Origin of the sequence: Labrys methylaminiphilus subsp. lupini, assembly GCF_051161885.1 — a bacterium.
Lineage (GTDB): Bacteria > Pseudomonadota > Alphaproteobacteria > Rhizobiales > Labraceae > Labrys.
The window spans coordinates 1,821,268-1,845,191 of the sequence record NZ_JBMDIH010000002.1 but is presented as its reverse complement, the minus strand read 5'-3'; the positions used below and the strand labels follow the sequence as shown (position 1 = coordinate 1,845,191).

Here is a 23,924-nt window from a genome sequence, read left to right as displayed (position 1 = left end):
AACTGAAGCGCCACTTTTGTCATGCTCGGGCTTGACCCGGGCATCCAGCGGCACCGTCTTCGATGCCTGAAGGGGGTGGATTGCCGGGTCAACCCCGGCAATGACAAAGGTCGAGCCAATTTGACCGCTTATTGATAGGCGAATCCTTAGTGGCAAGGAGGCTTGGCCCGTGTCCTTTCTCCAATTCTCGCACATCACCAAGACTTATCCCGGCGTCCGCGCGCTTTCCGGCGTCTCCTTCGGCGTCGACAAGGGCGCGGTGCATGGGTTGATGGGGGAGAACGGGGCGGGAAAATCCACCCTGATCAGGATTCTTTCCGGCGATCAGCATGCGGACGAGGGCGAGATACGCATCGAAGACAGGGTTCAGGCCTACGCCTCTACCAGGGATGCCTTCGACAATGGTGTCATCGTCATTCACCAGGAGCTGCAGCTCGTTCCGGAACTCACGGTGGCTGAAAACCTCTGTCTTGGCCGTTTTCCTGCCCGCGCCGGCATCATCGCAGGCCGCACGATGTTCGAAGATGTCGGTGCGAAGCTGAGAGCGGCGGGCATCGACATCGACGTGCGTCGCAAGGTGAAGTCATTGTCGATCGGCGAACGACAGATGGTCGAAATCGCCAAGGCGATCATGATCGATGCGCGGGTCATCGCTCTGGATGAGCCAACCTCGTCACTCTCCTCGCGCGAAAGCGAGATTCTGTTTGCCTTGATCGAGCGCCTGCGCCGTGAAGGCAAGGTCATCCTCTATGTGTCGCACCGGCTCGACGAAGTATTCCGGCTCTGTGACAGCCTGACCGTATTACGCGATGGCAAGCTTGCGGCACACCATGCCTCGCTCAAAGACGTCACGCGCGACCAGATCGTCGCCGAAATGGTCGGCCGAGAGATCGCTGATATCTGGGGCTTTCGCCCGCGCGCAATGGGCGACACCCGCCTGAAGGTCGAAGCCCTTTCCGGCAGCGGGTTCAGGACACCGGCCAGCTTCCAGGTCAAGGCCGGTGAAATTCTCGGCTTCTTTGGCCTGGTCGGGGCCGGGCGCTCGGAATTGATGCGACTGGTGTTCGGAGCCGACCCGCGCTCGACCGGCACGGTCACCGTGAACGGCAAGGTGGTCCATGCCAGCGATCCACGCGGCGTGATCCGGGCCGGCATCGTGTTGTGTTCGGAAGACCGCAAGCATGATGGCATCATCCAGGGCCGCTCGATCGAAGAGAACATCAACATCTCCTCGCGCCGCCATCGCAGCCGCCTCGGGGTGCTCGATCGTGCGAGCGAAGCGGCAACCGCCGAAACGTTCATCAAGAAACTCAAGGTGCGTACGCCCTCACGCAAGCAGGACATCGTCAACCTCTCAGGCGGCAATCAGCAAAAGGTCATCCTGGGCCGTTGGCTATCCGAGCAAGGAATCCAGGTCCTGATCGTCGACGAACCGACGCGCGGCATCGATGTGGGCGCGAAGTCAGAGATTTACGAATTGCTCTACCAGCTTGCCGAAAGCGGTATGGCGATCGTCGTGGTGTCGTCGGAACTGCCGGAAGTGATGGGCATCTGCGACCGCATCCTTGTGATGTGCGGCGGGCGCATCAGCGCCGAACTCACGCGCAGCAATTTTGCAGAGCGGATGATCCTGGCGGCCGCTCTTCCCGACAAGAAAACCCCTGACGCGATCGCATCCTGAGGACAATATTGCATGACCGATCGGTTGAATAAGATTCTGCTCGGCGAACAGGGTCTCGTCGTCATCTTCATCGTCGCCTTCGCACTCGTATCGGTATTCGTGCCGAACTTCCTCACCGACAGGAACATGCTTGGCCTGCTGCAATCGGTCGTCACGGTCGGCATCGTCGCCTGCACCATGATGTTCTGCCTGGCGGCACGCGACTTCGACCTGTCGGTCGGTTCGATCGTCGCCTTTGCCGGCATGGTGGCAGTCATGGCATCGAACGCGACCGGGTCGATCCTGCTCGGCCTTGTAGCGGCAATCGCCTGCGGTACCTTCGTGGGCTTCGTCAACGGTTTCGTCATTGCGAAATTCCACATCAATGCGCTCATCACGACACTGGCCACGATGCAGATCGTGCGTGGCCTTGCCCTGATTGCTTCCGACGGGCGCGCCGTCGGTATCAACAGTCCGGATTTCTACCAGTTGGCGCTCTCGAAATTCGTCGGCATCCCCACACCAATCTGGGTGCTCGCCATACTGTTCTGCATCTTCGGTTTCGTGCTGAACCGCACCGTTTTCGGCAAGAATACGCTGGCCATCGGCGGCAACCCCGAAGCATCGCGGCTGGCCGGGGTCAATGTCGACATGACGCGGATCTGGATCTTCGCGTTACAGGGGGGCATCTGCGCCATTGCGGGCATCCTGTTGGCCTCGCGGATCACCTCCGGTCAACCCAATTCGGCGGTAGGGCTTGAACTGTCCGTCATCTCGGCCTGTGTGCTCGGCGGCGTCTCGCTTGCTGGCGGCCGCGCCACCATATCCGGCGTGATCGTCGGGGTCCTCATCATGGGCATCGCCGAGAATGCGATGAATCTTCTCAACATACCGGCCTTCTACCAGTATATCGTGCGTGGCGTGATCCTGCTCCTGGCCGTGCTGCTCGACAATTTGCGCTCGTCAGCCCTGGGGCGGCGCTGAGTCGGAAAAAGGCATGTCCGCTTGGATCCCCCTTGACAGCAAGCGATTGCGAATTCGGATCAGCCCCTGCGGAGGCGCCGTCGTCGACGCGTATACCGTCGAGGGCGTACCGTTCCTGCGTCCCTGCCGGAGCGCGGTCGCATTCGACGTAAAAGATTCTGCATGTTTTCCGCTGGTGCCAATTGCAAACCGCGTCGAAGGCAATGCATTCTCCTACCGCGGCCGAACCTTCACGTTCGCCCGCAATACGAATGATCCGCTCTACATTCATGGCGACGGCTGGCAGGCCAGATGGGACGTCAGGGAGCACCGGGCCGATAGCGTGGAACTTGCGTTCAGCAAGCCGGAAATCCTCGGCTCGCCCTATGCCTATCAGGCTCGGCAGTGGTTTCGCGTCGCCGACGCACGATTTGAACTGCAGCTGTCGGTGACTAATACAGGCAGGATCGACCTGCCGTTCGGCATCGGCTTTCATCCCTTCTTTCCGCTGACACCGCAGACAACCCTTCTTGCACCGGCCACCGCATGGTGGACGGAACGAGATGCACATCTACCCGGCTCCAGAGGCGCCCTTGTCGGCGACGTCGATTTCTCTACCGCACGCCGACTGCCCGATCGCTGGCTGAACAATTGCTTCGAAGGTTGGAATGGCAGCGCACGCATCGTATGGCCCGAGCGTCAACTCGGCGTCGATATTGCCGCCGATAGCATGCTCGATCGCTACATGCTCTTTGCGCCCAACGGCAAGCGCGACTTCTTCTGCCTGGAGCCGATGAGCCACAGCCCCAATGCGCTGAAGCATTTCGAGACCGAGCCGATGGGATTGGCGTTGCTATCTCCCGGCGACAGTCTCCGTGCGGGATTTGCAATGACCGTTTTCGATTGGAGTGAAGCCCATGGCTGAGCGCTTGGCCGGCAAACATATCCTTGTGACCGGTAGCGCCCAGGGTATCGGGCTGGCAATCGCCCAGGCATGTCTCGCCGAGGGAGCAAAGCTGTTCCTGGTCGACCGGGACAGCGGACTATTGAACGCGGCCGTCGCCAGTCTCTCGGCCCCGCAGGGCCAGGTTGGACATATGTCGGCTGATATTCGCGACGAAAGTGCGATCGCCGCTGCCGTCAAACAGGCGGATGAACAGATCGGCCCGGTCAATGCACTGATCAACAATGCCGGGGTCAATGTATTCTCCACGCCGCTCGATGCGAGCGAAGAGCAATGGGCACTTAACTTTGACGTCAACGTCAAGGGAGCTTGGAACTGCAGCAAGGCGGTATTGCCGGGGATGATCGCAAGCGGCGGCGGGGCAATCCTCAACATCGCGTCGACCCATGGCTTCACCATCATTCCGCACACCTTCCCCTATCCTGTCGCCAAGCACGCTCTGCTTGGACTGACGAAATCGCTGGCGCTCGAATATGCGGCGCAGGGCGTTCGCGTGAATGCACTGGCTCCGGGCTATGTCGAAACACAGAAGGCCATCGACTACTGGAATGGTTTTCCCGATCCCGCCTCAGCGCGTGCCAATACGATGGCGCTCCATCCCAGCGGCCGCATCGCCTCGGCACGCGAGATAGCACTTGCCGCAGTGTTCATGATTTCCGACGAGTGCCCGTTCATGAACGCGGCGTGCCTCGTCGTCGACGGCGGGCTCAGCCAATTGCAGCACCCGGCCTGAACTTCACAGAGGAACGCTCAAGACCAAGAGACGATTCGTTCACGCCATCCTGGGCGATTGACCGGAAGGCGTCGACCATGCTGCCGCGGTGGCGATCCGAGCCGATGGTCGACGGCATGGGACCAACGCCGCGCTGGCGACCAGAATTGAAATTCGCGTTGAAGGTCTCGCCGGCGTTCCAGACCGCGGCGAGGCTCCAGTCTCTCGGCGCCGTACTTCACCAACTATCGCGACACACAATGAAAGCGTGAGACTTACTTCGTCGTGACGGCTGATGCGACGTGCGCAAACTCACGCGCTATGCCCCAAAAAGCTCGAATGGCCTTTGCCTCGCTTCGCTCGCTCAGGCAGACCAGCGCTTCTTCCATCAGCATCGGAGGGCCGGAGATCGGGATCCTCGTAAGCCGGCTATCATTGCCGAACTCGGCTTGAGAGACAAAGCCGAGGCCGGCGCCCGAGGCCACGATCTCGCGAACCGCTTCCCGCCCCTCTGCCTCGATTGCATATTTTAGCTTTATGCCGGCATCAGCCGCCCCATCCTCCAGGCGCTTGCGTGTCTTGGAGCCGCGCTCGCGGATGACAAGCGGCAACGCGGCCAGATCCGCAAGGGAAAGCCTCTTGCGCCCGCCAAGGTCGAAGTCGGTTGCAGCGAAAGCGACGCTTCTGTCGCAAACTCAGGATAGCAACGCCGGAGTCATTCGCGCCTGCGGTCACGAGGCGAGGATTTCGAACTGCTCGGAAATCAAAGGGGTGGGATTGTAGGCGTATCTTGCCTGTGTTTTGCGCATCATGTGAACCATCTCGATACCGGACAGGCGACATCCTCGAACAGAATGAGTCCGGCCGCTTGCATCAGCCACAACTCCCGACCGAAACCCGGTTCTGGGGGCGAAGCTAGTTCAAATTCGTAGCTCGCCATTACACGTCTCTCCAATGATCAATGTCGATATAATGCCGCATTATGGGCAACCGCGAAGAGTGCGGGCAAGAGGGGTGCCATTGCTGCAAGCAGCCCTTTCTCATTGAAGAGTCTGTGACGGCGAGGAGCGGCTACGGGATCGATCACGGAGAGCGCTGAAGTCGATCCGCATACTGCAGAGCCAGTATCTCAACGACCGGATCGAGCAGGATCACCGGCGCATCAAGCGCCGTGTGCATTCCATGCTTGGTTTCAAATCAACGACTTGCGCCGCGAACATCCTGGATGGGATTGAGATGATCCACATGATGCGAAAACGACAAGCAAGGGACGCCTATAATCCGGCTCCGTCGCTCGCCGAACAATTCGAGATTCTCGCTGCGTAACACGGAGTTAATGGATTGGAGTTCGGCGTCTCTTCTTCCATTTTGCAACAGAACCGGCAATCGCCGATGACAACCCTCAGCTACACCGCGCATTGGGACACGACCGAAGTCACCGAAGTCCAGGTTCGAATGCACGAATGGAGTGATCTGCTGACTCCAGTCTCCGGCTGTTCGTACTGCGCCAATCAAGCCAGAACGGCGAATTTTCGGGCAACGAACGATACTTGATACAGCAGTGCACCTGCAGCGAAGATGGCGTGAAATGAGCGTCGTTCAGTATGGCTGGCGTAAAGGCTTAGCAGAACGAAAATCGCGATCTGCAGCGGATACTCCAGGCCAAGATTGCGGAAATGCTGCCAACCCTTGAGGAGGGTATCCAGCAGGTCAGCCACGTAGAATGCTGCTAAGAATCCAAAAAAGTACTTCCGTGCAGAAATGAAATAATCGCGATACTCTGTATATTCGCGGCCGTTATCCGGCACGAGGAATGTGCTCAGAATGAAATGTAACGAGGCATAAAATAGAACGAATACGTAAACCCCGAAGCTCCAGATGCTGCTCATGCGCAAACTGAACTCAAACCACCAGAAGTGGACCACCGTCAGCAGCGTAAATGTGATCCACATCAGATGCACTAAATAAAGCTCACTCTTCCTTGGATGCTGGACGAGGCGTGCGATCCCGGTCAGTAGCCGTGAGATGCACAGTCCGACGATCATGCCAACTACAATCCTGATATGAGAAAAAGCCTCAGTTGGGAGCAAGTCGGATGCGCTGGTCATTTTGGCTGAGTGTCCTTCAAACGAGCCGGCGTCAAACTGACTTCGCCAAAAGCGGGGTTACAACGTGTCGAGCTCAGCACGTATCGCTGCAATACATTTTGCTAGAAGATCCCAGACGGTCAGTCTGGCGGCATCAGCCTCCAGACACAGGTGAACTGCGCCTGAAAAGGCCAAATAGGCTCCAGTTGAACGGTTCGGGGTGCACGAGAGCATTGAGGGCCCGAGCATAGTCAAGCACGAGGCCCGGTGTCCACGCCATGCTTTCCGCGCGCTCGCGGATGAGTGATGCTGCCCAAAGCTCCGGGCTGGTGATCATTTTCAGCACAGATACGGCCTTCCCCGGATGCTGGGCCAAAATGCCCTCGAGCGCAGCGTCCAGGGCATTCGCGACCGTGCTGGAGCAATTTCGGTGCGTCAGATTGTAGGTAGTGTCTTGATTATAGGCGGACCAGAAGGCGCGCAGGCGATCAGCCCTGAAATTCTTGAAGATGACCTGCACCGTTGAAGGACACCATCCGGCCGCTTCTTCCTGGTAGCTGGGCAGGAAGCGCCCCGGTACGTCATTGTCGCTGGTTGCGCGCAGGGCGCGACGGAAATCGTCAGGCGATCTCTCGATCTCTGCCGCTGGATAGTGGCTGACATAGATGTTCGCCATTTCCAGCGCGGCATGCCCGGTCGAAATGACGCCGTTCTGATCGACCGCGGCGATGTAGCGGTCGACCGGGGCCCGATGCAGGGGCGTCGATGCCGATCCGGTGGGTGTCCAAACATGAACTACCAGATCCCCTCGGTTCGCCTGCGGATCGGAGGGCCCGAGATCAAATGCCGGCAGGACGGGATCGTCGGTGAAAAGGGCGCTTATCGGCGCGTCTGGCCGGAGTTCACGGATCCGTTTGGCGATCCGAATTAGGGCCAGCCCTGAAATGATCAGGATGATGCTGACGTTGAAGCCGATGGTCGCCTCGTACCAGGTCGGCCAGGGTTCAAGGGTAATGATCGCGATCAGGATTTCCAGGACGCCCGCGACGAGTGATTTCCGCCAACCGGGGAAGCGGACGACATAGGCACTGGCGATGCGCATGGCTCCGTCGACTAGGAATGCAAGTCCCAATGCGATGGCTAGAATGAAGTTGTGTCCGGGATAGTGGCTGAGGATAAGCGCTGCCCCGATCAGGAGGGCAATACCCTTGATTATACGCAACTTTCGGGCGGTACCGCGTCGGCCAAAGGCGGCGATGATACTCACAACGCCCTCCGGAATAATGAGGTAACCGAACAAATGCGGGCGAACCCACGTATGCCCGTCCAGGGCATCGATCATGATGACTGTGCCGAGCATCAGCCATGCCCACCCAACAACAGCGACAATCAGTCCGCGGCGCTGGATGATATCGCGGCCAAGAAGAAGAGTGATGATCTGAAACATACGACGCGCCGTAACTATACTATAATTCGTTCGAATCTGATGATGCCAGTCTTAGGCAGCCTTACGGGTCTGCCGCCTCTTCTCCTACTTGCGCGGGAATATGCGGTGAGCAGTTGGCGATGCGCCGGCTGATGGGGCGCCACAATTGGGGGCTGTTCCTCGCTCGATGCCACCTGCTGCTGCATGAATTGGGCTTAGTCCTGTTTCTCAAGAGCAGCGAACATGATCAGCATTGATCGGCAATGGCCATATCCGGGTTGTGGGATCATGTGGATTTTGTAAGATTCATGGTAATTCGGTCATTTTTTGATAGTTCGTGGGCATCCTTCACTATGCCCCTACAGGTATGGCCAGCTGAGATTACAAGACATTTGGGCGGTTCGTGACTTTTTTCACCACAGTAGAAGTAAAATTTCATTGCGATTTCAGGTGCATACGAGGAATATGTCACTCTCCGCACTTCCGAGGTCCGTTTGTGCTGGTAGAAGTTTCCAAGCGCTTCAGCGTCTTCTTCGGTATAACAAATTCTGATCTTTCTGATAATTTCATGTCAAAAAATGGAAGTTATTCTTGCAGTTAATAATATATATTTCTGAATTACCATAGAATTTCGCTACGTTCTTGGTCGGATCCAAGTGGGGCTGTTCGCATAGTCGTCCCTGGTGATGGGACAGAGGTAAGAGGCGGCATGGTATGGGGTGGTCATTTATCTTCCAGTCGGCACATGCGGCCAGCATGGCTCTGCAGGCTATCGAGTCGGCCTGCGCAGGTGCTGCCGCAACTACTTGCGCTGAGCGCGTTTGGAGGCGCGGGAAGCATCTCCGGCGGCCCGGCGTCCATATCGGATCGAGGACATGACATTGCACCAAGCCTGCGTCTGAGACCGGCCGTTCTACGATGATAATCGCCGAGGTCTCGCCAAGCAGTAACAAAGTTAGGCGTGCGCCGGGGTTAAGCGTGATGCGCCTGCTCGCCCTGGTATTGCTGTCCGTGGTGCCCTGGCAAGCCTGCGGTGCGGAGGAGCGTCTGGAAGGGGATTACTTCTTGGTTGCAATGCCCACGCTGGAAGCGCTCACCGTCACTAATGAGAGCGGCGAGGGCGCAACGCTTGGCCAGGCGCCGCGTCAGCCGGGGCTTGATGCCGCACAGCTCTGGACCCTCATGGCCATCGAAGGGGAGGGCGGCAAAAGCCTCTATCAGATTCGGTCCAAATACAATGGCAGGTCACTATTGGCCGCAAACTGCGACAGAGAGAGTGATGTTGAGGTCAAACTCCTACCGGATGCCGGTTCATTCGACCGGGGCTGGACCGTCGAGCCGGAAGGAAGGGGGCATCGGATCGAGGCTTGCGGTGGAGCCAGGAGGATGACCATTGCCGGAGCCCAAGAACACAATCAGGCAAAGGTCATTCTTGAGCCAATTGCTGGGCAGCCGGGCGGCCAGTGGCTTCTCTATCCGGCCGTCGAGCGCTCGAGGCCATCCGAAGTCAAAATTGCCTCAGCCTACGACAATCTCAGCCGGCGATATTACATTACAGCCCTACCGTCGGCGCGGAGCGAGGAAGCGCGTCTCGACCGTCTGCGCCTATCGGACTACCAGCCCAGCGGCCTTTATGTATATGCTGGCGAGACCCTTTCGGTCATCGTGCGGGGACAGGTCACTCCTCCCGATGGCCTAGCGATCCTCGTGGCACCCGCCAATGGCCAGGAGAGAAGCGGATCAATCTCGCTCCTGCAGGAGGTTGATGCCGCGCCCGGCCGCACGGACCTTGCGATCGAGCGCGATGGGCTGGTCTATTTTCGCTATCTCGACACCGGTTTCAGCGCGTTTGCGCCGCCTCCGCTGCAGGTCGAGGTGGCCGGGGGCACGCCAATTCCGCTCTATGTTCTTGGCAAGACCCGCTTTCCAGATTGGCTGACCATGCTGTCCCAGGCCGCCTCGGCACCTGTCGTGGAGTTCGTCAGCGAGCATGCGATCATTACGGCAACGCGCGCGGTTCACAAGCGGTTCGAAGACCAGGATCCTGCCGCTATTCTTGGGTTCATCGAACGCTTGGTCGCTTTATACAATGAGGTTTCCGGACTCGACGGATCCTCCGCCTTGCACGAACCCTCGCCGTTGCGGCTTCATTACCGGCAGGAGGAAGACGCGGTCGCTCGACCACGCAGACGCCGCGCCATCGTTGCGGACGACGGCGTGATCCACGTGTCTGAAGCAAGCATGGCTGACCTGTTGCGCACAAGGAAGAGCATGCGCTCGGCGTGGTCGATATGGTGCGTGACCGGGCAATCTTATGAACAGTCCCATTGGCCCAGAGAAATCATGGGTGAGGAATTTGCAGGAATTTACGCCCTCCATGCTGCAGAGAGGCTTGGTGTCGCGCCTGAATGGTTGATGACTGACAGCAAGGCCGGGAAAACCTCCTGGCGCTCGGTCGTGCATTATTTCACGCCAGGGACTGATGGGCTGCCGGATCGGAACGAAGACTCTCAAGACATCCACGAATGTGGAACGTTGTCCAGGGCAGGCATTTATGAGCAATTGCGCCAGCGATTAGGGCCACAGTTCTATCCGCGGCTCCATCAATATTACCGGGCCCATCCGCTAGTGGCTGCGGATACGGTGGACGATGATCGTCGCCTGCAGGCCTTTGTGCTGCGGACCAGCATCGTTGCGGGTCGCGATCTTTCCCGCTTCTTCCGTGATTGGGATCTTCCTGTCGCAGCAACAACGCAGGCCGAGCTTCGCCGCGTCGACCTGCCGCCTGTCGGCGACCATCCTTTCGTGCGGCGTCCCGAATGAGTGAACTGATGTTACTTTTTCTCAAGGTCCGGGCTTTGGGGTCGAAATGCTGAACGAGCCGGTCAGAACCACTGCAATCGTGATCCTGGTGGCCGCAACCTTTGGCTTGACCTATGGTTTGTGCGCGCCGTTGATCGCCCTCGAAATGGCGGAAGCCGGTTATTCGGAGACGATGATCGGCGCCAACGGTGCCATGTATGCGCTGGGTGTCCTAGCGGCGGCCCCGGCCTTGCCTCGCCTCATGCGCAAGCTGGGTTACACCAGGCTCGCGAAAGCGGCCTTGCTGGCGGCAGCTGGCCTCTTTACCGCTTTTGCGGCCATACCTTTGATATGGCTATGGTTCCCACTTCGAGCAGGCTTGGGTGCGGCTTCAGAGGCGTTGTTCGTCGTTTCCGAGGCCTGGCTCAACCGCATGGTTCGCGAGGCGACACGCGGGCGGACGATCGCCATCTATGTAACGGCCCTATCCAGCGGTATCGCCCTCGGCCCGGCCATCCTGACTTTTGCCGGTCGCTCGCAATCGCTGGCTTTTCTGATTGGCGCATGCCTGGCCCTAATGGCCTGTCTCGTCCTCATTCTGGGCCGGCCTCGTGAAGCCCCACCCGAACATTCGGAAGCGAGGAACCCTTTCAGCTATATCACCATCGTTCCTATCGCCGTCGCCTCGGCTGCTCTCAATGCCGCCCTGGAGTCGGCTGGTTTGAGCTTTCTGCCGCTTTATGCCCTCAGCATGGGATGGCCGGAGCAATCGGCGACCATGCTGCTCACCGTTCTCTTGCTGGGCGCGATCATCTGCCAGGTGCCGATTGGATGGCTGGGTGATCGGATAAGCCGTCAGCGCCTCGTCGTGGGCCTCGCTACGATTGCGGCGGCAGGGGCTTTGGCCTGGCCGATCGCCTTCACCCAGGCCTGGCTTGCCTATTGCCTGCTGTTTGTCTGGGGAGGCGCGTTCGTCGGTATCTATACGACCACGATTGCCATTCTCGGCGAGCGCTACAAAGATGACGAACTGGTCAGCGTCTATACGCTGCTATCCGTTTTCTGGGGCATTGGGGCGCTGGGTGGACCTCTTCTGGGAGGGGGAGCGATGGCTCTCGCCCAGCATGGTCTGCCGATCTTTGCTGCGCTTGCCTGTGCTCTGTTCGCGGCGGCGGCCTGCTTCGATGGACCGAGGCATCGCGGCCCACGGATGGGCAACGTCACCGTCATTTCGAAACGCGCTACTTAGCGAACCATGCCAGTGCGCCGGCTTTTTAAAAAGACGATACGACAACAAAAACTTACAGCGTCGGATTGCGTTATCATGATCGGATCCAATGCTCTGTAGCTGCATTTTTGCCGCGAGCCCCTCGCCTCATCGAGGCAACGCCCAATCGACAATACGAAAGGCCCCGCAGCTTCACGCTGACGGGGCCTCCGGACTTCAGCTGTAACCGCACTGGCGATTGCAGGTGATCAACGACCTCACTTTGCCTTGGTGCTCTCTTCAGCGAGCTTGCGGGCTTCCTCGGAGGCCTTGGTATGATGCTCGGCCTGCTGCAGGTGATGCTGTACCTGCTGGTGGTGATGAGCAGCCTGCTGATGATGATGGGCAGCCTGGGCCTGGTGATGGGCGGCCTGAGCGTGGTGATGCGCCGCTTCCTTCGGACGGTTGTTCTGGTGGTGATGCGCCGCCTGCTGCAGGTGGTGGGCTGCCTGCTGATGATGATGGATGGCCTGCTGGTGATGGTGGCTCGCCTGCTGATGGTGGTGGCTGGCCTGCTGGTGATGATGAACTGCCTGATGATGATGCTGGACAGCCGTCTGATGATGGTCGCCGGCAACCGGGGCAGTTTGCTGTTGAGCAAAGGCCGGAGCACTCACGACCGCTGCGCTCATGGCGAGCATGCTCGTGACTGCAAGGGCGGCGAGGGTTTTCTTGATCATTGTATGATCACTCCAAATCTTAGTTAAGTCGCAATCTCTTTCGAGACTAAATAGTCAAAGCAATCTTCATGCTAGATTTCCAGTGTTACGTCAGGCAAAGAGGGAATTTATGAGAGGTTTTCGATAAAACGATATTATTTTAATATGTGTATATTTTGTAATAAACTTGAGATATATTTCGTGTAATTTTGTCATATACTCTTGCGTATTTGAATCGTGTGGGAGTCCTATATCTATCAAATCGACTGGACAATCTCGCCCGGCTTGGGAACAGCGGCAGGTGAGGCGGATCAATGGAGTCGCGATTTGCCATAGAAGCAATATTGTACCAGCGTTTGCTGCGCCGGGGGAATGAGAGCATGTTGAGCAAGCTGGAACTGGATGTTCGGGCCCTTGCGGTCGCTTTGGGATCGTCGCCCATTATTTGCGAACAGGGTATCTGGGACCCGCTTCGGACGACGTTGACCGGCGATTCCTATGTTCGGGTGGACGATGCCTGTGTGCTGTGCATCCAGGAATTGCGAGTATTGCGACCTTTTAGCAGCCTCATCATACGTGGCGACTACATAACGCTCCAATATCTACAATTCAGTGGCAATTACTATCATCACTACAACGGGCAGACGCAGCAGGTGCGTTCCGGGTCGCTCTCATTGACGGCGGCAGCAGCGTCGACGACTGAAATTCGCCAGCTCCGCCCGGCATCGTCCACGCGGGCCACCAGAGCCGTCGCCATTCATATCGCGCGTGACCATTTGGTCGGGACATTCGGACTGCGGCCTGATTTATGGCGAGACGAATATCGTGACGCTTTCTTCAACACTGAAACATCTGCTCTTTCGATCGCAACACCGCTCACGCCCGAGATGTGGATGATCATCGACGCCATGATCGATTGTCAGTTCGATGCGCCAGTTCGCAACATTTACCTGAGAGCCAAGGCGACCGAGTTGCTGGCATTGTCCGTCGTGCAATTTAACAATTTCGACCTTCCCGGTGGCACCACGCGCCTAGCCCCGGTGGCAAGGGATCAGCGCCTGATCGACATCGCCGCTCTCATCTATCGTCGCGAACTGAGCAATCCTCCATCGATCGACGCGTTAAGCCGGCGCATCGGCATCAATCGGAACAAGCTCACCAGCGGCTTCCACTCGGCTTTCGGAATGACGCCGGCAGAGTATTCACGGAGGCTTCGCCTTGAACGGGCTGAACGGCGCCTTTCCGAAGGGTTGGATGTCAGGCGTGTCGCAGCGGAAGTTGGCTATGACAGCGCGGCCGCATTCGGGCGCGCCTTCCGCCAGCACTTTGGGCGAGCTCCTTCCGAGATCCGGTCAGCGGCAACCAACCCGCTAGAATAGCCGGATCCGGCAAGCGCTTGTGCTGGCGAAGGTAATCGCCCAATCTGCCTGCCTATAGCGTTTGCGCCGTTGCAAAGGCAATCTGAGCTCAATCGGGACAGCACCACAACGTCGTCCGAGAAAGCCCTCGGAGAGGCCGTGTGAAGAAAAGGCGCGTTTTCGTGAAGCCTTGTTATATCAATAAGTTAAGTCCATCTTGAACCGCCGTGCTCCCTAGGGCTAGCTCTCGAATGGGGGTATTATTATGAGGTCTGTGCCGATGGGTATGGTCTAACTTCGATTGAGGGGCGCGGCTGCACAGCAGCCGGTCATGCAGTATCGGGCGCTATTTTTCTTGTATCGATCGGGCAGCGAGGGAAGCATTTTTCTGCGATGGCTTGCCCCGAACGCAAGATCCCAAAGAGCGCCAAAGATAGCGCCTGATCGAGTTTTGCCGGTACCACATTGCGCTGCCTCTTGCGATAGTCATGTCGCTCTACAGCCCCTAGGAAAGGTGTTGAAGGGGCATGCTCAGAGGCGTACCGGATAAATGGGGTCCAAAGTACCAGGCGGATGACGGGGCGGTGACCCGGTCCCACGCCGAGCCAGACACGATCAAATACACGGCGTCCGTCCATATGGCCCTAGTGCTTCTCACGCCCCAGCCGGACAGGGAAGTCGCCCTCAACAGCGATCGACGAACCGTGGGTGTAGCGCCCGCCGGCTCGCTTGAGATCATTCCCGCTTCGGCTGAGATATTCGCTCGCTGGAAGGTCGAAAAGCAAAGTCTACTTGTCGCCATTGATCCCGGTCGTCTAGCCCGATTGGCCGGGGCGGAGTTCGACAAGGAGTGCTTCGAATTCCATCCCCCACAATTGGGAGTAATCGATCGTCACGCCCATGCCCTCGCGCAATCGATGCGATACGAACTTGAGAACCTGGCTCCGAACTTCGAAGAATGCCTTGATGCTCTTATCACACTGTTCGCCATCCACCTCCTGCGCAACCATTCTTCCTTGAAGCCGCGCTCCTCCCCATCCTTGAACGGGGGGCTGCCGCCGGCCGCCTGGCGTAAAGTGAACGATTTCATCCAGGCCCATCTGGGCGAGACTCTGTCTTTGGAAAGGCTTGCCTCAATCGCGAATTTGTCACCGAGTCATTTCGCCCGCGCCTTCAAGCAGACAGTAGGGCAGGCGCCGCACGGATACGTAGTGGCCTCCCGGCTATCCCGTGCTCGTGAGTTGATCATCAACACGGACACTCCCTTGAGCCAGATCGCAGGAAGTGTGGGCTTTGCCAACCACTCCCATATGACGATGCGCATGAAGGATCTGTGGGGCACGACGCCCGCCGAATATCGCAGAGAGCGCGGTAACCCTGCCAAGCCAGGCACCGCTTCACTTTCCAGGCAAGCAATCTAGATGATCGCGCGATTGGCGTTACCCCGTGGCCCGAAAATCGTCACGATCGCCAAGAACAGCACGAGACTGCTAGTGATGACAATGGACATGCCAACGACACCGAACCTTTCCAGAACCGGTAGCAGCAAAAATGGAACAAGGGCGGCGCCGGCCCCACGTGCGGCCGACGCCAGCGAGGTAACTCTCCCTCGAACCAGAGTGGGGACGAGTTCCGATATATAAACGGTCAGCAAAGGTAGGATGATCGCTACCAACATCTTGAATATTATAGAGCATATTATCAATACGATAGGCGAAGATGCCGCATTGAAGACGAGCATCACACCGGCAGTGAGAACTCCCATTGCAAGAAGTGTGGACTTCCGTTCGAATTTGTCAATGACCGTGCCGGCCACGAAAGCTCCAGCAACGTATCCCAAACTCGCTAAACCGGTAAATAGCAATGTCGACTGAAGAGAGACGCCCTTTGCAATAAACATTGATCCAATTAGAAGAGGGAAACCGATCGTAGAGCATGTTATGATGAACGATATGGACAGGAGATAGACTACAACTAGTAGAAATTTGTCCGGCAGGATTTTCAGGTCGGCCGTGGTCGGGCCAGCCCAGTGCCTTTCATCGATATTCAAGCACTGTTCGACGTCTTCCGCTTCCTGGATCAGTCCCCTAAGGCGTAGCCATTTTGGTGATTCGGGCATTCTCATGAAGATAAACGAGCAAAGAAGCGCTACGAACCCGCACACCAAAAAGGCCCAGCGCCATGCGGCCATACCGAAGGGGTTCGACTGGGATAGATAATGGACAAGAAACGTGATCAACACCGGCCCACAGGCTCCTAGTGCCACGACATTCATGTACAATCGACCGCGCTTCGTGGCGGTGGTGGTTTCGGCAAGATACGTCGACATTAAGGGAGGGTAAGCGCCGAGAAACATGCCTGAGACGAAGCGTATGGCGGTGAGCGACGTGGCATCAGGCGCGAGGCATCCGCCAACAGAGGTCACGAATATCAGGAGCATGATTATTATGAATATTCGGCGCCGACCATAAATATCGGCCAGCAGGCCCGAAATACTGGCTCCAAGAATACCCCCGGCATAGACACTGGAAAGAAGCCAAGTAAGTGCAGCCTTATCGCCCGGATCGCTGGAAAGAATGAAAAATGCTGCCAAGACGCTACCGATGGCATATTCCGCTAAATCTAATGACAACCCGAGCGCGCACCCGTAAAAAACGATCCGGTTTCGTCTATATTTCGACATTAAAACTCCAATTACCAAGTCTAGTTTAGAGATTATATTTGATAATATTTCAAGATCTTGTCTAATATTTTTATATAACCTATGTTTTCTGTCCCGGTAATGTGTGTTGTTTTCCATTTTATAAACTGGTTTTAATTTTCTCAATGAAAATTCACTATCGAGGCAAAACCCGACTAAACGCAAGATAGTCGCGATCGCAACCGCGAGGATTTACCGGGGCGCGCGAGGTTATGCGTAATTTAATCCACCGCAGCGGCAGAGACGCGAGGAGTTTCTTGATCTCACGTAAGTGCGCGGGAAGGGAGAACGCTGCTCTCCCTCCCCAGCAAGCATGAACTGCGGTCTCCCCGAAATTCTCTTCGCTGCGCTCAGACAATCTCGCCGCCGATAGGGGCGGCGCCCTGCGGGCGGGAGATACCCCTCCCCAGTTCAAGCTTGCCCCCACCCACACGCTGTTCCGCACGAGCTCGGAAAGCAGGCGGAGACCTGCTTCGCCGATCCAACGGAAGAGCAGCAAGATGGGCAAGTTGAGCAAAACCGAGATGAAGGCGCACGCAGAGGCGGAAGCCTTGTTGAGGAAGGATGTGCTGAGCGAGGACGAGAGAGATTTTTGTCCTGGAGAGCTGGCACCCAGGCGCGGAGAACAATATCGCAGCCGCAGGCGCGTTCTTCACGCCCACGGACCTCGCGGCTGATTTTGCCCTCGACTAGGGCGCAGCCGAGCGATTGACTTGTGCGCCGGCATCGGCGGCCTCGCCTACTGGGTTCAACAGCGCTCCAAATGGCAGGGCGGGGTGGAACTGACCTGCGTCGAGATCAATCCCCGTTTCGTCGAGATCGGCCGCAAGCTCTTGCCGGAAGCGCGCTGGATCTGCGCCGATGTGCTCAATTGGCGGCAATGGTGGAAGAACGAGCTTGAAGGAGCCATGTTCGACTGGGCGATTGCCAATCCGCCTTTCGGCAAGGTGGCGACATCAGGCAGGCCTCACGGCTTCAAGTCGTTCGAATTCGCCGTGATCGATATCGCCTCGGAGATTGCAGCCAATGGCGTATTCATCCTGCCGCAAGGCTCGACGTCGTTTCGTTATTCGGGCCGCCCCTGCTTCGAGCGTCTGGCCTCAGGGCCAGGTGTCGACTTCGAGCAACGAACGGGCCTGTTCATGGACTGTGGCATCGGCATCGACACCGGCATCTACCGCGATCAATGGCGCGGCGTCGCACCCTTGTGCGAGATCGTCGCCGTGGAATTCGCCGAATGGCGGGAATGAACCGTCCCAGGTTCGCCGGAGGCCGTTTGGTTTGAGTCAGGCTGCGATGGCTGGGTCATCCAGCATCGCGTAGTAGCGTTCTTCGGCTTCGGCCGGCGGGACGTTGCCGATAGGCTCCAGCAGGCGGCGGTTGTTGAACCAGTCGACCCAGGTCAGCGTCGCGAACTCCACAGCCTCGAAGCTTCGCCATGGTCCGCGCCGATGGATGAGCTCTGCTTTGTAGAGGCCGTTGATCGTCTCGGCGAGAGCGTTGTCGTAGCTGTCGCCCACACTACCGACGGAGGGCTCGATACCGGCCTCGGCGAGGCGCTCGGTGTATCGAATGCTGACGTATTGAGAACCTCTGTCGGAATGATGCACGAGGCCACCCCGGGGCACAGGGCGGCGCTCGTGCACAGCCTGCTCCAACGCGTCGAGCACGAAGCTCGCATGGGCTGTCCGCGACACCCTCCAACCGACGATCCGCCGAGCATAGGCATCGATCACGAAGGCGACGTAGACGAAGCCCGACCAGGTCAAGACGTAGGTGAAGTGCGCCGTCCCGATCAAGAAATCCATCACCGCGGATTATCTGATCTGCCTCGAAGACGGCCGTCAATTCAAGTCGCTGACCCGACATTTGCGAACGGCCTATGCCTTGTCGCCCGAGCAATACCGGGAGAAATGGAACCTGCTCGGGGATTACCCCATGGTGGCGCCGAGCTATTCGGCTCAACGCTCTCGCCTGGCGAAGGAACTCGGCCTTGGTCAGGTGCGTCAGAAGGCCAAGGCCGAGCCACCGCCGCCGCCTCCCGCCCCAAGCAAGGGCAGGAAGAAAAAGGCGGCATAGACGCCTCGGTGAATACCACACGGCCGATCGGCGAATGCGGACACGGATTGAGGTCGGGTCTATTTGGCCTCTATCCGGCAGGTCTGAGACGTAAGGCAAAACCGCCATTTGCAAATCATTGTGCGCCATGGCCCTACGCCACGAACTTCGTGCCTTCCTTCGTTCATCGGACAGCCGGGTCTTCTTAGGGGTATTCAACTTACAAGGAGCCTCTGACGCGTCTCGAGTTTGTCAGGCCAAACCTCGCGGTGCCGCGCAATGTCCGAAGGCTGTCGGGCCGACGCCCACATCGCTGGAGCGTCCATTCGCTTCGATGATGAGATACGCTGCCTCCTGACTATGGGCAGCGCGTCGGCGTTTCATACGTCAACCCCGTCGCATAAGTGAAGCAACCGGGAAGGGTGGGATATCGGCACGTTTATTCCTAGCAAACGAGGAAGCTACACAGCAGTGCGAAATAATCCGCTTGGATCATCGGTAAGCAGACTTTCTAGCAGGTCGCGCCGTGCCTTTAATGATCGCAGGTAATGATTAAATCCTACCCTAGAAACAAAAAATCTATAACGATATCAAATGATTAGATCGTCTTTGGCGGGCTTTTTTGTGTGTCGACATGCCTCGCAGACCGTTCCAGCCAAAATCCAAGCGTTCCCAATACGTTACCTGCATTCCGCCACGGATTCCCAACCGTCCGCATATCTTCCGTGTCACATGGCCGGCACATGTTACGACCGAATTCGTTCTATTCCTGTTCACGTGGCGAAGTGGCGAAACAGCCGTAAGCGCCACACCGTTTCCTTCGACGTCAGCATCCGGCGCAGGCCGCATGCTGCTCAGTCCGGTTCCATCGCGTGAGAAGTGTCGGGTCGGCTTTGTGCATTTTGATGAGCTCGATCAGGTTCTCGATTCCAAAGTCGGTGAAGGCCATGACGCCATCTTCGCCGACGCCGCAGACCCAGATAACGCCGTCCTCGATTTCCATTCCATTGTCGACGTCGTACACCCAGTCTTCGTCTTCCACCAGGTCCTCGGCGACGCGCTTGATGGTCGTGACATGATGGACCTTGTTGATGTGCATGGGACATTCTCACCGGGCGTGGCGCCGCCTGGGGTGTTCTGAATGGCTGGGAAATGCCGAACTGGTTCGCGCCGGCGGGGGTAGAAGCTCAGGATCAGTGCTGCCACCAAAGGTTGCGTGAATTCGAAGAGGCTTGAATTGTCGCCTGCGAAGTGGTTGCGTTCAGGTTACTTTGCCTTCGATTTTCTCGCGCTTCATGAATAGTCTCTGTTTATCAGAGGCGTAAGAAAGTACTGTTGGTAGAGTGTGAAATTTCATTGTGACTAGAAATAGAGAATCCGCCTTCACCCTGATCGAAGCTCTTGTCGTTCTCGTCATCATCGGCCTGATCATGGGTCGGGCGGCACTGCGCGTGCTGAACGACCTCTCCAGCTCCAAGGAGAAGGCTGCCCATCTCCAGGTCAAGGCGTTTTCCAATGCGGTCGACCTCTATTATCTCGACACGGGCCACTATCCTGCTGCGACCGAGGGCCTGCAGGCCTTGGTGCAGAAGCCGGTGATCAAGACGATGTAGAGCGGCCCTTAAGCGGGCTCGCCACTTTTGCCCTTGATGCTATCGGCCGTTAGGTCGGCGGACCGGTGGGACGAGGCGCCTGACAAGCGCAACGAGATCACTCTGCCGCGATACACCCATCTTGGCAAAGATGTGTTCGCGATGTGTCCGGGCTGTCGCCTCGCTGACTTGCAGCGCCGCCGCCGCCTTACGGAGTGTCGCTCCCATCATCAATTGCTCAAGCTGACGTATCTCAGCGGGGGTCAAACCGAACGTGCGGGCGACAGCCCCTAGATCGGTCGGCAACGGGGTAGCGTCGAGTGCGATGAAGACGGCGGCCGTTGCCTGGGGCACGAGCCGCGTTCTGCGCTGGCCGCGTGCAAGCGGCAGAATATGAGCGATGGCTGCGACCCCATCGGCCTTGCTGAGAGGCACCCCCAACCCTGCCTCCGGGAGTTGCGTTTCGTCTTCCTGGGCCATCGCAATGGCCTTGCGCAGTTCGTCAGATACACGAGAGTCGAGGGTGGCCAGACATCCGTCGGAAGCCAGGATCGGCGATCTCGCATCGAGCATGCGGCGCGCCATTTCATTGGCGTGCATAATTCGCCCCTTGCCCGTAACGATGACGACACCGGCTGTCACGCTGTCGAGGGTTGCTCCGAGAGCCTGCTGCTCCAAGGTTTTCATATCCAGAAGATCGCTGATCGTCACAGCGCGCCTGATATGCGGGACCAATATTCGCCCGATTACTACCTCGCGGTCGGTATAGACGCCGGTATCCCTGTGGCGGTTGAGGCCGATATGCGCTTGCCGGGTCAGGCTATTGATCAATGTCAACCCAATCGAATCGACGATGCCTTGCGGCTCGCCCCATTCCTTGAGCATTGGTGATTGAGACTGGATCTCCGGGGGTAGGTGCCGCGAGAATACCTGCGGTTCGTCGAGGGGCATGTCGCGGAGGGCCGGCAACTGCTCCCAGGATGCCATCTCTTCCCCATAGAGCGGAAAACGCTCCAGCCAATAGGGATCGATCCCAATGGTCTTGATGAGCGAGGCCCTGCCACCGACAAGATCGATCATGGTCAGCGAGGCATTGTGGGCGCGCAGCATTTCTTTGATGCCAATCAGCATCGACTCCCACAGACCAGGGTCAAGAGCGCAATCATAAATCGTGCCGATGAGCGCCGATAGTTCTTCGATGGAGGGAAGATCCTCTACTTTCGAGGCTCGATCTTCAAAGGAATCCATCGAGTTCAGCATAGCATAGTGGAGCAATATGAGAGATGAGAATCGTTGTTGGCTGCCGCTAGCTAGACTAACTGTTGCATCATTACAACGGTGCGGCGGATTCGCAACCAAAAATAGGGTCTATCGGATAAACATCCGATGCATCGGCGCTCCGCCCCTGAGCATAAATACGGAACGTGGAATTGAGTCCACCCCGCGCCGCGCTGATTTTTGCGAGAGGGCGTAAAGTGCCGGATAGAAGGTGGATAGATGTCCGCGAAGGAGACTAGGCGAGGTGATGGCGCGATCACTCCACTCGTTTATCTTGTTGATGACGATGAGGATTTTCGCGAGGAAATGGTGTCGGGGCTATCCAGATTGGGCTTGAACGTACATGGGTTTGGCAGCGCTGCGGGCCTGTACCGGGCCTATGCTGCCCTGCCATCCGAGATCGTGATCCTCGACCTCAACCTGGGCGATGAAGACGGCCTGTCCATAGCGGCGCATTTGCGAGCATCGCAACGGATCGGCATCATCATGGCCACGGCGCGGGGGTCTATCGACGACCGCGTTGCCGGCCTTGAGAAGGGCGCGGATGCCTACCTCGTCAAGCCCATCGACGTTCGGGAACTGGCTGCCACGGTGGGGGCGGTCCACAATCGGCTCAACAGGGATCGCACGGTGCCCGCCCCCCCTCAGGTCCTGCAGTGGGCCCTGGTGGAAGGGGGGTGGACGCTCACCGACGGCCTGGGCCACCGCCTGCGCCTGACCGTCTCCGAGCAGCGCCTCCTGGGATGCCTGTTCAGGGAGCGCGGCAACACTGTCGAGAGGAGCGTGCTCGTCGAAGCCATGGGAGCGGACGTCTATGACTTCAACTATGCCCACCTTGATACCATCGTCAGTCGCCTGCGCCGGAGGGCAAAAAAATCCGGCATGCTTCTACCTTTGCATGCAATTCGCGGACTGGGTTTCACTTTCGCCGAATAGGAAAAAACGAGCTTACTTTCTGCAATTAAAAAGCACCTCCGGATTGCGGGAAAGTTGATGATAGGAGAGCCCTGATAGTCACCTGCGGCTTCATTCCCAACTTTGCCTGTCTGTCAGAAGTCATTCCCTCCGATGATGCTGTGTGACGCCAATTTTTTTCCAGACTCGCTAGCTGCGAGCGCATCTGGGATCGCCGGTTTCACCAAGTGGCGTGTAATCGAACACTCCTTCCCAGCAATCCATTCTGTATCATCTCAAAAAACCTCTTATCTGGCATGCGAGCGATATTAGCCGCCCTGTTTGGGGGCTCTCTTCAACAGCGCGGAGCTGGCAGCCGGAATAGGGCGAGACTTCCAAGTCATCATTGCCCTCGCGGCCGCCTCCATTTTGACCAATTTCGTTATGCCGTCTAAGGCAAAACGCTATGTCATATAGTGACATTGTGTGAATGGCTGTGAAAGTAAATATTGAAATCAAGGCGAGTTTATTTCGAATTCCATTAAATTTTACTCTGATGTTGCTTATATATCACAGCAAAATTTCGAATAAATCTATAAGAGTAAGAAGTCAAATTCTTGGGGGGATTTCCATGCGTTCCGTGTATCATACCAGTGCAATCTTTGCCGTCTTGTTGGCGTCGACAGCCACTTCCGTTTTCGCTGCGGATCTTTCGCCCTCCCAGCCGTCTCCCAGTCCCCCTGTTGTCGCCTACGATTGGTCCGGTCCTTACGTTGGTACTCATGCCGGCTATGGCTGGGGCAGCGAGAACGACAATCAAAGCCGTTATTTCGGCGGTGGGGGCCCCATCGGCGATGGGGGGACCATCGGCGGCGGCATCATAATAGTCGGCGGCGTCAATGTGACCAACGTTGGGTCGATTATGGCCGACAAATTTAACGTTGACGGCTTCGTGGGCGGCGCTCATGCCGGTTACAACTATCAGATCAACCAATTTGTCCTCGGCATCGAGGGAGACGTTGATTATTCCGATATCAAGGGGCGCCACATATTCAACGGATCGGTGGGGACGGGAAGCCTCTCACTCGACAGCAAGTGGCAGGCCTCGGCCCGCCTTCGTGCGGGGTACGCAATCGATAATCTGCTTATTTATGCGACAGGTGGCATCGCCACCGGTTCTGCCGAACTTTCGACAACCGGCTATAAACTGCTTATCATTGACAATAATTGGTATTTGCGGCGCATTCGCGGAAGCTCAAGCGAGATTCATATCGGTTGGACTGCCGGTGTGGGTATCGAATACGCATTTACCGAGAATTGGATCGGTCGTGGAGAAGTCCGCTACACTGATTTCGGTAAGAAAGCATATGATACGCCGCTGGGATCTGTGAAGTCTGGATGGGATCAGGCCACCGCGACTCTCGGCATCAGCTATAAATTCTAATTTCTTGCTCTGTGTCGAAATTAGGCAGCGAGTTCCTAAACGGATCAGACGCGCAGGAA

The 23,924-nt window shown here is 57.4% G+C and carries 18 protein-coding genes and 4 pseudogenes; 15 read left to right on the top strand and 7 right to left on the bottom strand.

The genetic code is table 11. The features are described 5' to 3' along the window. Positions 1-169 precede the first annotated feature (169 nt). Genes araG through ACN6KF_RS34090 form a run of 4 tightly spaced genes read left to right on the top strand, consistent with a single transcriptional unit; the run spans position 170 to position 4,320 of the window. Entirely contained in the window at positions 170-1,681 is a 1,512-nt protein-coding gene (gene araG, locus ACN6KF_RS34105; protein WP_434961292.1) for an L-arabinose ABC transporter ATP-binding protein AraG, read from the top strand. Between the two features lie 12 nt (positions 1,682-1,693). Next, on the top strand, positions 1,694-2,644 hold the full coding sequence (araH, locus tag ACN6KF_RS34100; protein ID WP_434961291.1) for an L-arabinose ABC transporter permease AraH: 951 nt from the start codon (positions 1,694-1,696) through the stop codon (positions 2,642-2,644). Positions 2,645-2,657: 13 nt separating this feature from the next. After that, the gene (locus ACN6KF_RS34095; RefSeq protein ID WP_434961290.1) at positions 2,658-3,548 is read left to right on the top strand and encodes an aldose 1-epimerase; all 891 of its coding nucleotides are present in this window, start codon (positions 2,658-2,660) and stop codon (positions 3,546-3,548) included. Further along, complete coding sequence (locus ACN6KF_RS34090; RefSeq protein WP_434961289.1) at positions 3,541-4,320, top strand: SDR family oxidoreductase; 780 nt, start codon at positions 3,541-3,543, stop codon at positions 4,318-4,320. Before ACN6KF_RS34095 ends, ACN6KF_RS34090 begins: the two co-directional genes overlap by 8 nt. Positions 4,321-4,574: 254 nt before the next feature. On the opposite strand, the pseudogene ACN6KF_RS34085 reads toward ACN6KF_RS34090, so the two are convergent. Then, a pseudogene (locus ACN6KF_RS34085) lies at positions 4,575-4,979 on the bottom strand (LysR family transcriptional regulator substrate-binding protein); the annotation flags it as partial. A 373-nt stretch (positions 4,980-5,352) separates the two neighbouring features. On the opposite strand from ACN6KF_RS34085, the pseudogene ACN6KF_RS34080 reads away from it, so the two are divergent. Then, positions 5,353-5,625 (top strand): annotated as a pseudogene (locus tag ACN6KF_RS34080) (DDE-type integrase/transposase/recombinase); the annotation flags it as partial. Positions 5,626-5,810: 185 nt separating this feature from the next. Here the strand turns inward: ACN6KF_RS34080 and ACN6KF_RS34075 are convergent. Further along, entirely contained in the window at positions 5,811-6,407 is a 597-nt protein-coding gene (locus tag ACN6KF_RS34075) for a hypothetical protein (protein ID WP_434961288.1), read from the bottom strand. Between the two features lie 133 nt (positions 6,408-6,540). After that, positions 6,541-7,833: an HdeD family acid-resistance protein gene (locus ACN6KF_RS34070; RefSeq protein WP_434961287.1), complete on the bottom strand. Its 1,293-nt coding sequence runs from the start codon at positions 7,831-7,833 to the stop codon at positions 6,541-6,543. 960 nt (positions 7,834-8,793) lie between these two features. On the opposite strand from ACN6KF_RS34070, the gene ACN6KF_RS34065 reads away from it, so the two are divergent. The 5 genes from ACN6KF_RS34065 to ACN6KF_RS34045 all read left to right on the top strand — a co-directional run bounded on the left by ACN6KF_RS34065 (position 8,794) and on the right by ACN6KF_RS34045 (position 15,319). Further along, on the top strand, positions 8,794-10,635 hold the full coding sequence (locus tag ACN6KF_RS34065; RefSeq protein WP_434961379.1) for a M60 family metallopeptidase: 1,842 nt from the start codon (positions 8,794-8,796) through the stop codon (positions 10,633-10,635). 46 nt (positions 10,636-10,681) lie between these two features. Then, the gene (locus ACN6KF_RS34060) at positions 10,682-11,863 is read left to right on the top strand and encodes an MFS transporter (RefSeq protein ID WP_434961286.1); all 1,182 of its coding nucleotides are present in this window, start codon (positions 10,682-10,684) and stop codon (positions 11,861-11,863) included. 293 nt (positions 11,864-12,156) lie between these two features. Next, positions 12,157-12,588, top strand: a complete 432-nt coding sequence (locus ACN6KF_RS34055) for a hypothetical protein (RefSeq protein ID WP_434961285.1) — start codon at positions 12,157-12,159, stop codon at positions 12,586-12,588. Positions 12,589-12,920: 332 nt separating this feature from the next. Beyond that, on the top strand, positions 12,921-13,919 hold the full coding sequence (locus ACN6KF_RS34050) for a helix-turn-helix transcriptional regulator (RefSeq protein ID WP_434961284.1): 999 nt from the start codon (positions 12,921-12,923) through the stop codon (positions 13,917-13,919). 506 nt (positions 13,920-14,425) lie between these two features. Beyond that, positions 14,426-15,319 carry a helix-turn-helix domain-containing protein gene (locus ACN6KF_RS34045; RefSeq protein ID WP_434961283.1) on the top strand — a complete coding sequence of 298 codons (894 nt, stop codon included), beginning with the start codon at positions 14,426-14,428 and terminating at the stop codon, positions 15,317-15,319. Here ACN6KF_RS34045 and ACN6KF_RS34040 read toward each other — a convergent pair. Continuing rightward, positions 15,316-16,581 carry an MFS transporter gene (locus tag ACN6KF_RS34040; RefSeq protein WP_434961282.1) on the bottom strand — a complete coding sequence of 422 codons (1,266 nt, stop codon included), beginning with the start codon at positions 16,579-16,581 and terminating at the stop codon, positions 15,316-15,318. The genes ACN6KF_RS34045 and ACN6KF_RS34040 overlap by 4 nt on opposite strands. A 725-nt stretch (positions 16,582-17,306) precedes the next feature. Here ACN6KF_RS34040 and ACN6KF_RS34035 point away from each other — a divergent pair. Continuing rightward, positions 17,307-17,849 carry a class I SAM-dependent methyltransferase gene (locus ACN6KF_RS34035; protein WP_475422029.1) on the top strand — a complete coding sequence of 181 codons (543 nt, stop codon included), beginning with the start codon at positions 17,307-17,309 and terminating at the stop codon, positions 17,847-17,849. Positions 17,850-17,885: 36 nt separating this feature from the next. On the opposite strand, the pseudogene ACN6KF_RS34030 reads toward ACN6KF_RS34035, so the two are convergent. After that, positions 17,886-18,380 (bottom strand): annotated as a pseudogene (locus tag ACN6KF_RS34030) (IS3 family transposase); the annotation flags it as partial. Here ACN6KF_RS34030 and ACN6KF_RS34025 point away from each other — a divergent pair. Beyond that, positions 18,379-18,678 (top strand): annotated as a pseudogene (locus ACN6KF_RS34025) (Ros/MucR family transcriptional regulator); the annotation flags it as partial. The pseudogenes ACN6KF_RS34030 and ACN6KF_RS34025 sit on opposite strands and share 2 nt — an antisense overlap. 805 nt (positions 18,679-19,483) lie before the next feature. On the opposite strand, the gene ACN6KF_RS34020 reads toward ACN6KF_RS34025, so the two are convergent. Continuing rightward, positions 19,484-19,756 (bottom strand): hypothetical protein, encoded by a 273-nt coding sequence (locus ACN6KF_RS34020; RefSeq protein ID WP_434961280.1) that lies wholly within the window; start codon positions 19,754-19,756, stop codon positions 19,484-19,486. A gap of 259 nt (positions 19,757-20,015) precedes the next feature. On the opposite strand from ACN6KF_RS34020, the gene ACN6KF_RS34015 reads away from it, so the two are divergent. Beyond that, entirely contained in the window at positions 20,016-20,270 is a 255-nt protein-coding gene (locus ACN6KF_RS34015) for a type II secretion system protein GspG (protein WP_434961279.1), read from the top strand. Between the two features lie 39 nt (positions 20,271-20,309). Here the strand turns inward: ACN6KF_RS34015 and ACN6KF_RS34010 are convergent, their stop codons facing one another. Then, complete coding sequence (locus tag ACN6KF_RS34010) at positions 20,310-21,497, bottom strand: helix-turn-helix transcriptional regulator (protein WP_434961278.1); 1,188 nt, start codon at positions 21,495-21,497, stop codon at positions 20,310-20,312. A gap of 249 nt (positions 21,498-21,746) precedes the next feature. Here ACN6KF_RS34010 and ACN6KF_RS34005 point away from each other — a divergent pair, with 249 nt between their 5' ends. Together ACN6KF_RS34005 and ACN6KF_RS34000 are read left to right on the top strand one after the other, a co-directional pair. Further along, the gene (locus ACN6KF_RS34005) at positions 21,747-22,463 is read left to right on the top strand and encodes a response regulator transcription factor (protein ID WP_434961277.1); all 717 of its coding nucleotides are present in this window, start codon (positions 21,747-21,749) and stop codon (positions 22,461-22,463) included. Positions 22,464-22,911: 448 nt separating this feature from the next. Continuing rightward, positions 22,912-23,865, top strand: coding sequence for an outer membrane protein (locus ACN6KF_RS34000; RefSeq protein ID WP_434961276.1), 954 nt, complete (start codon positions 22,912-22,914; stop codon positions 23,863-23,865). The last annotated feature ends 59 nt before the right edge of the window (positions 23,866-23,924 follow it).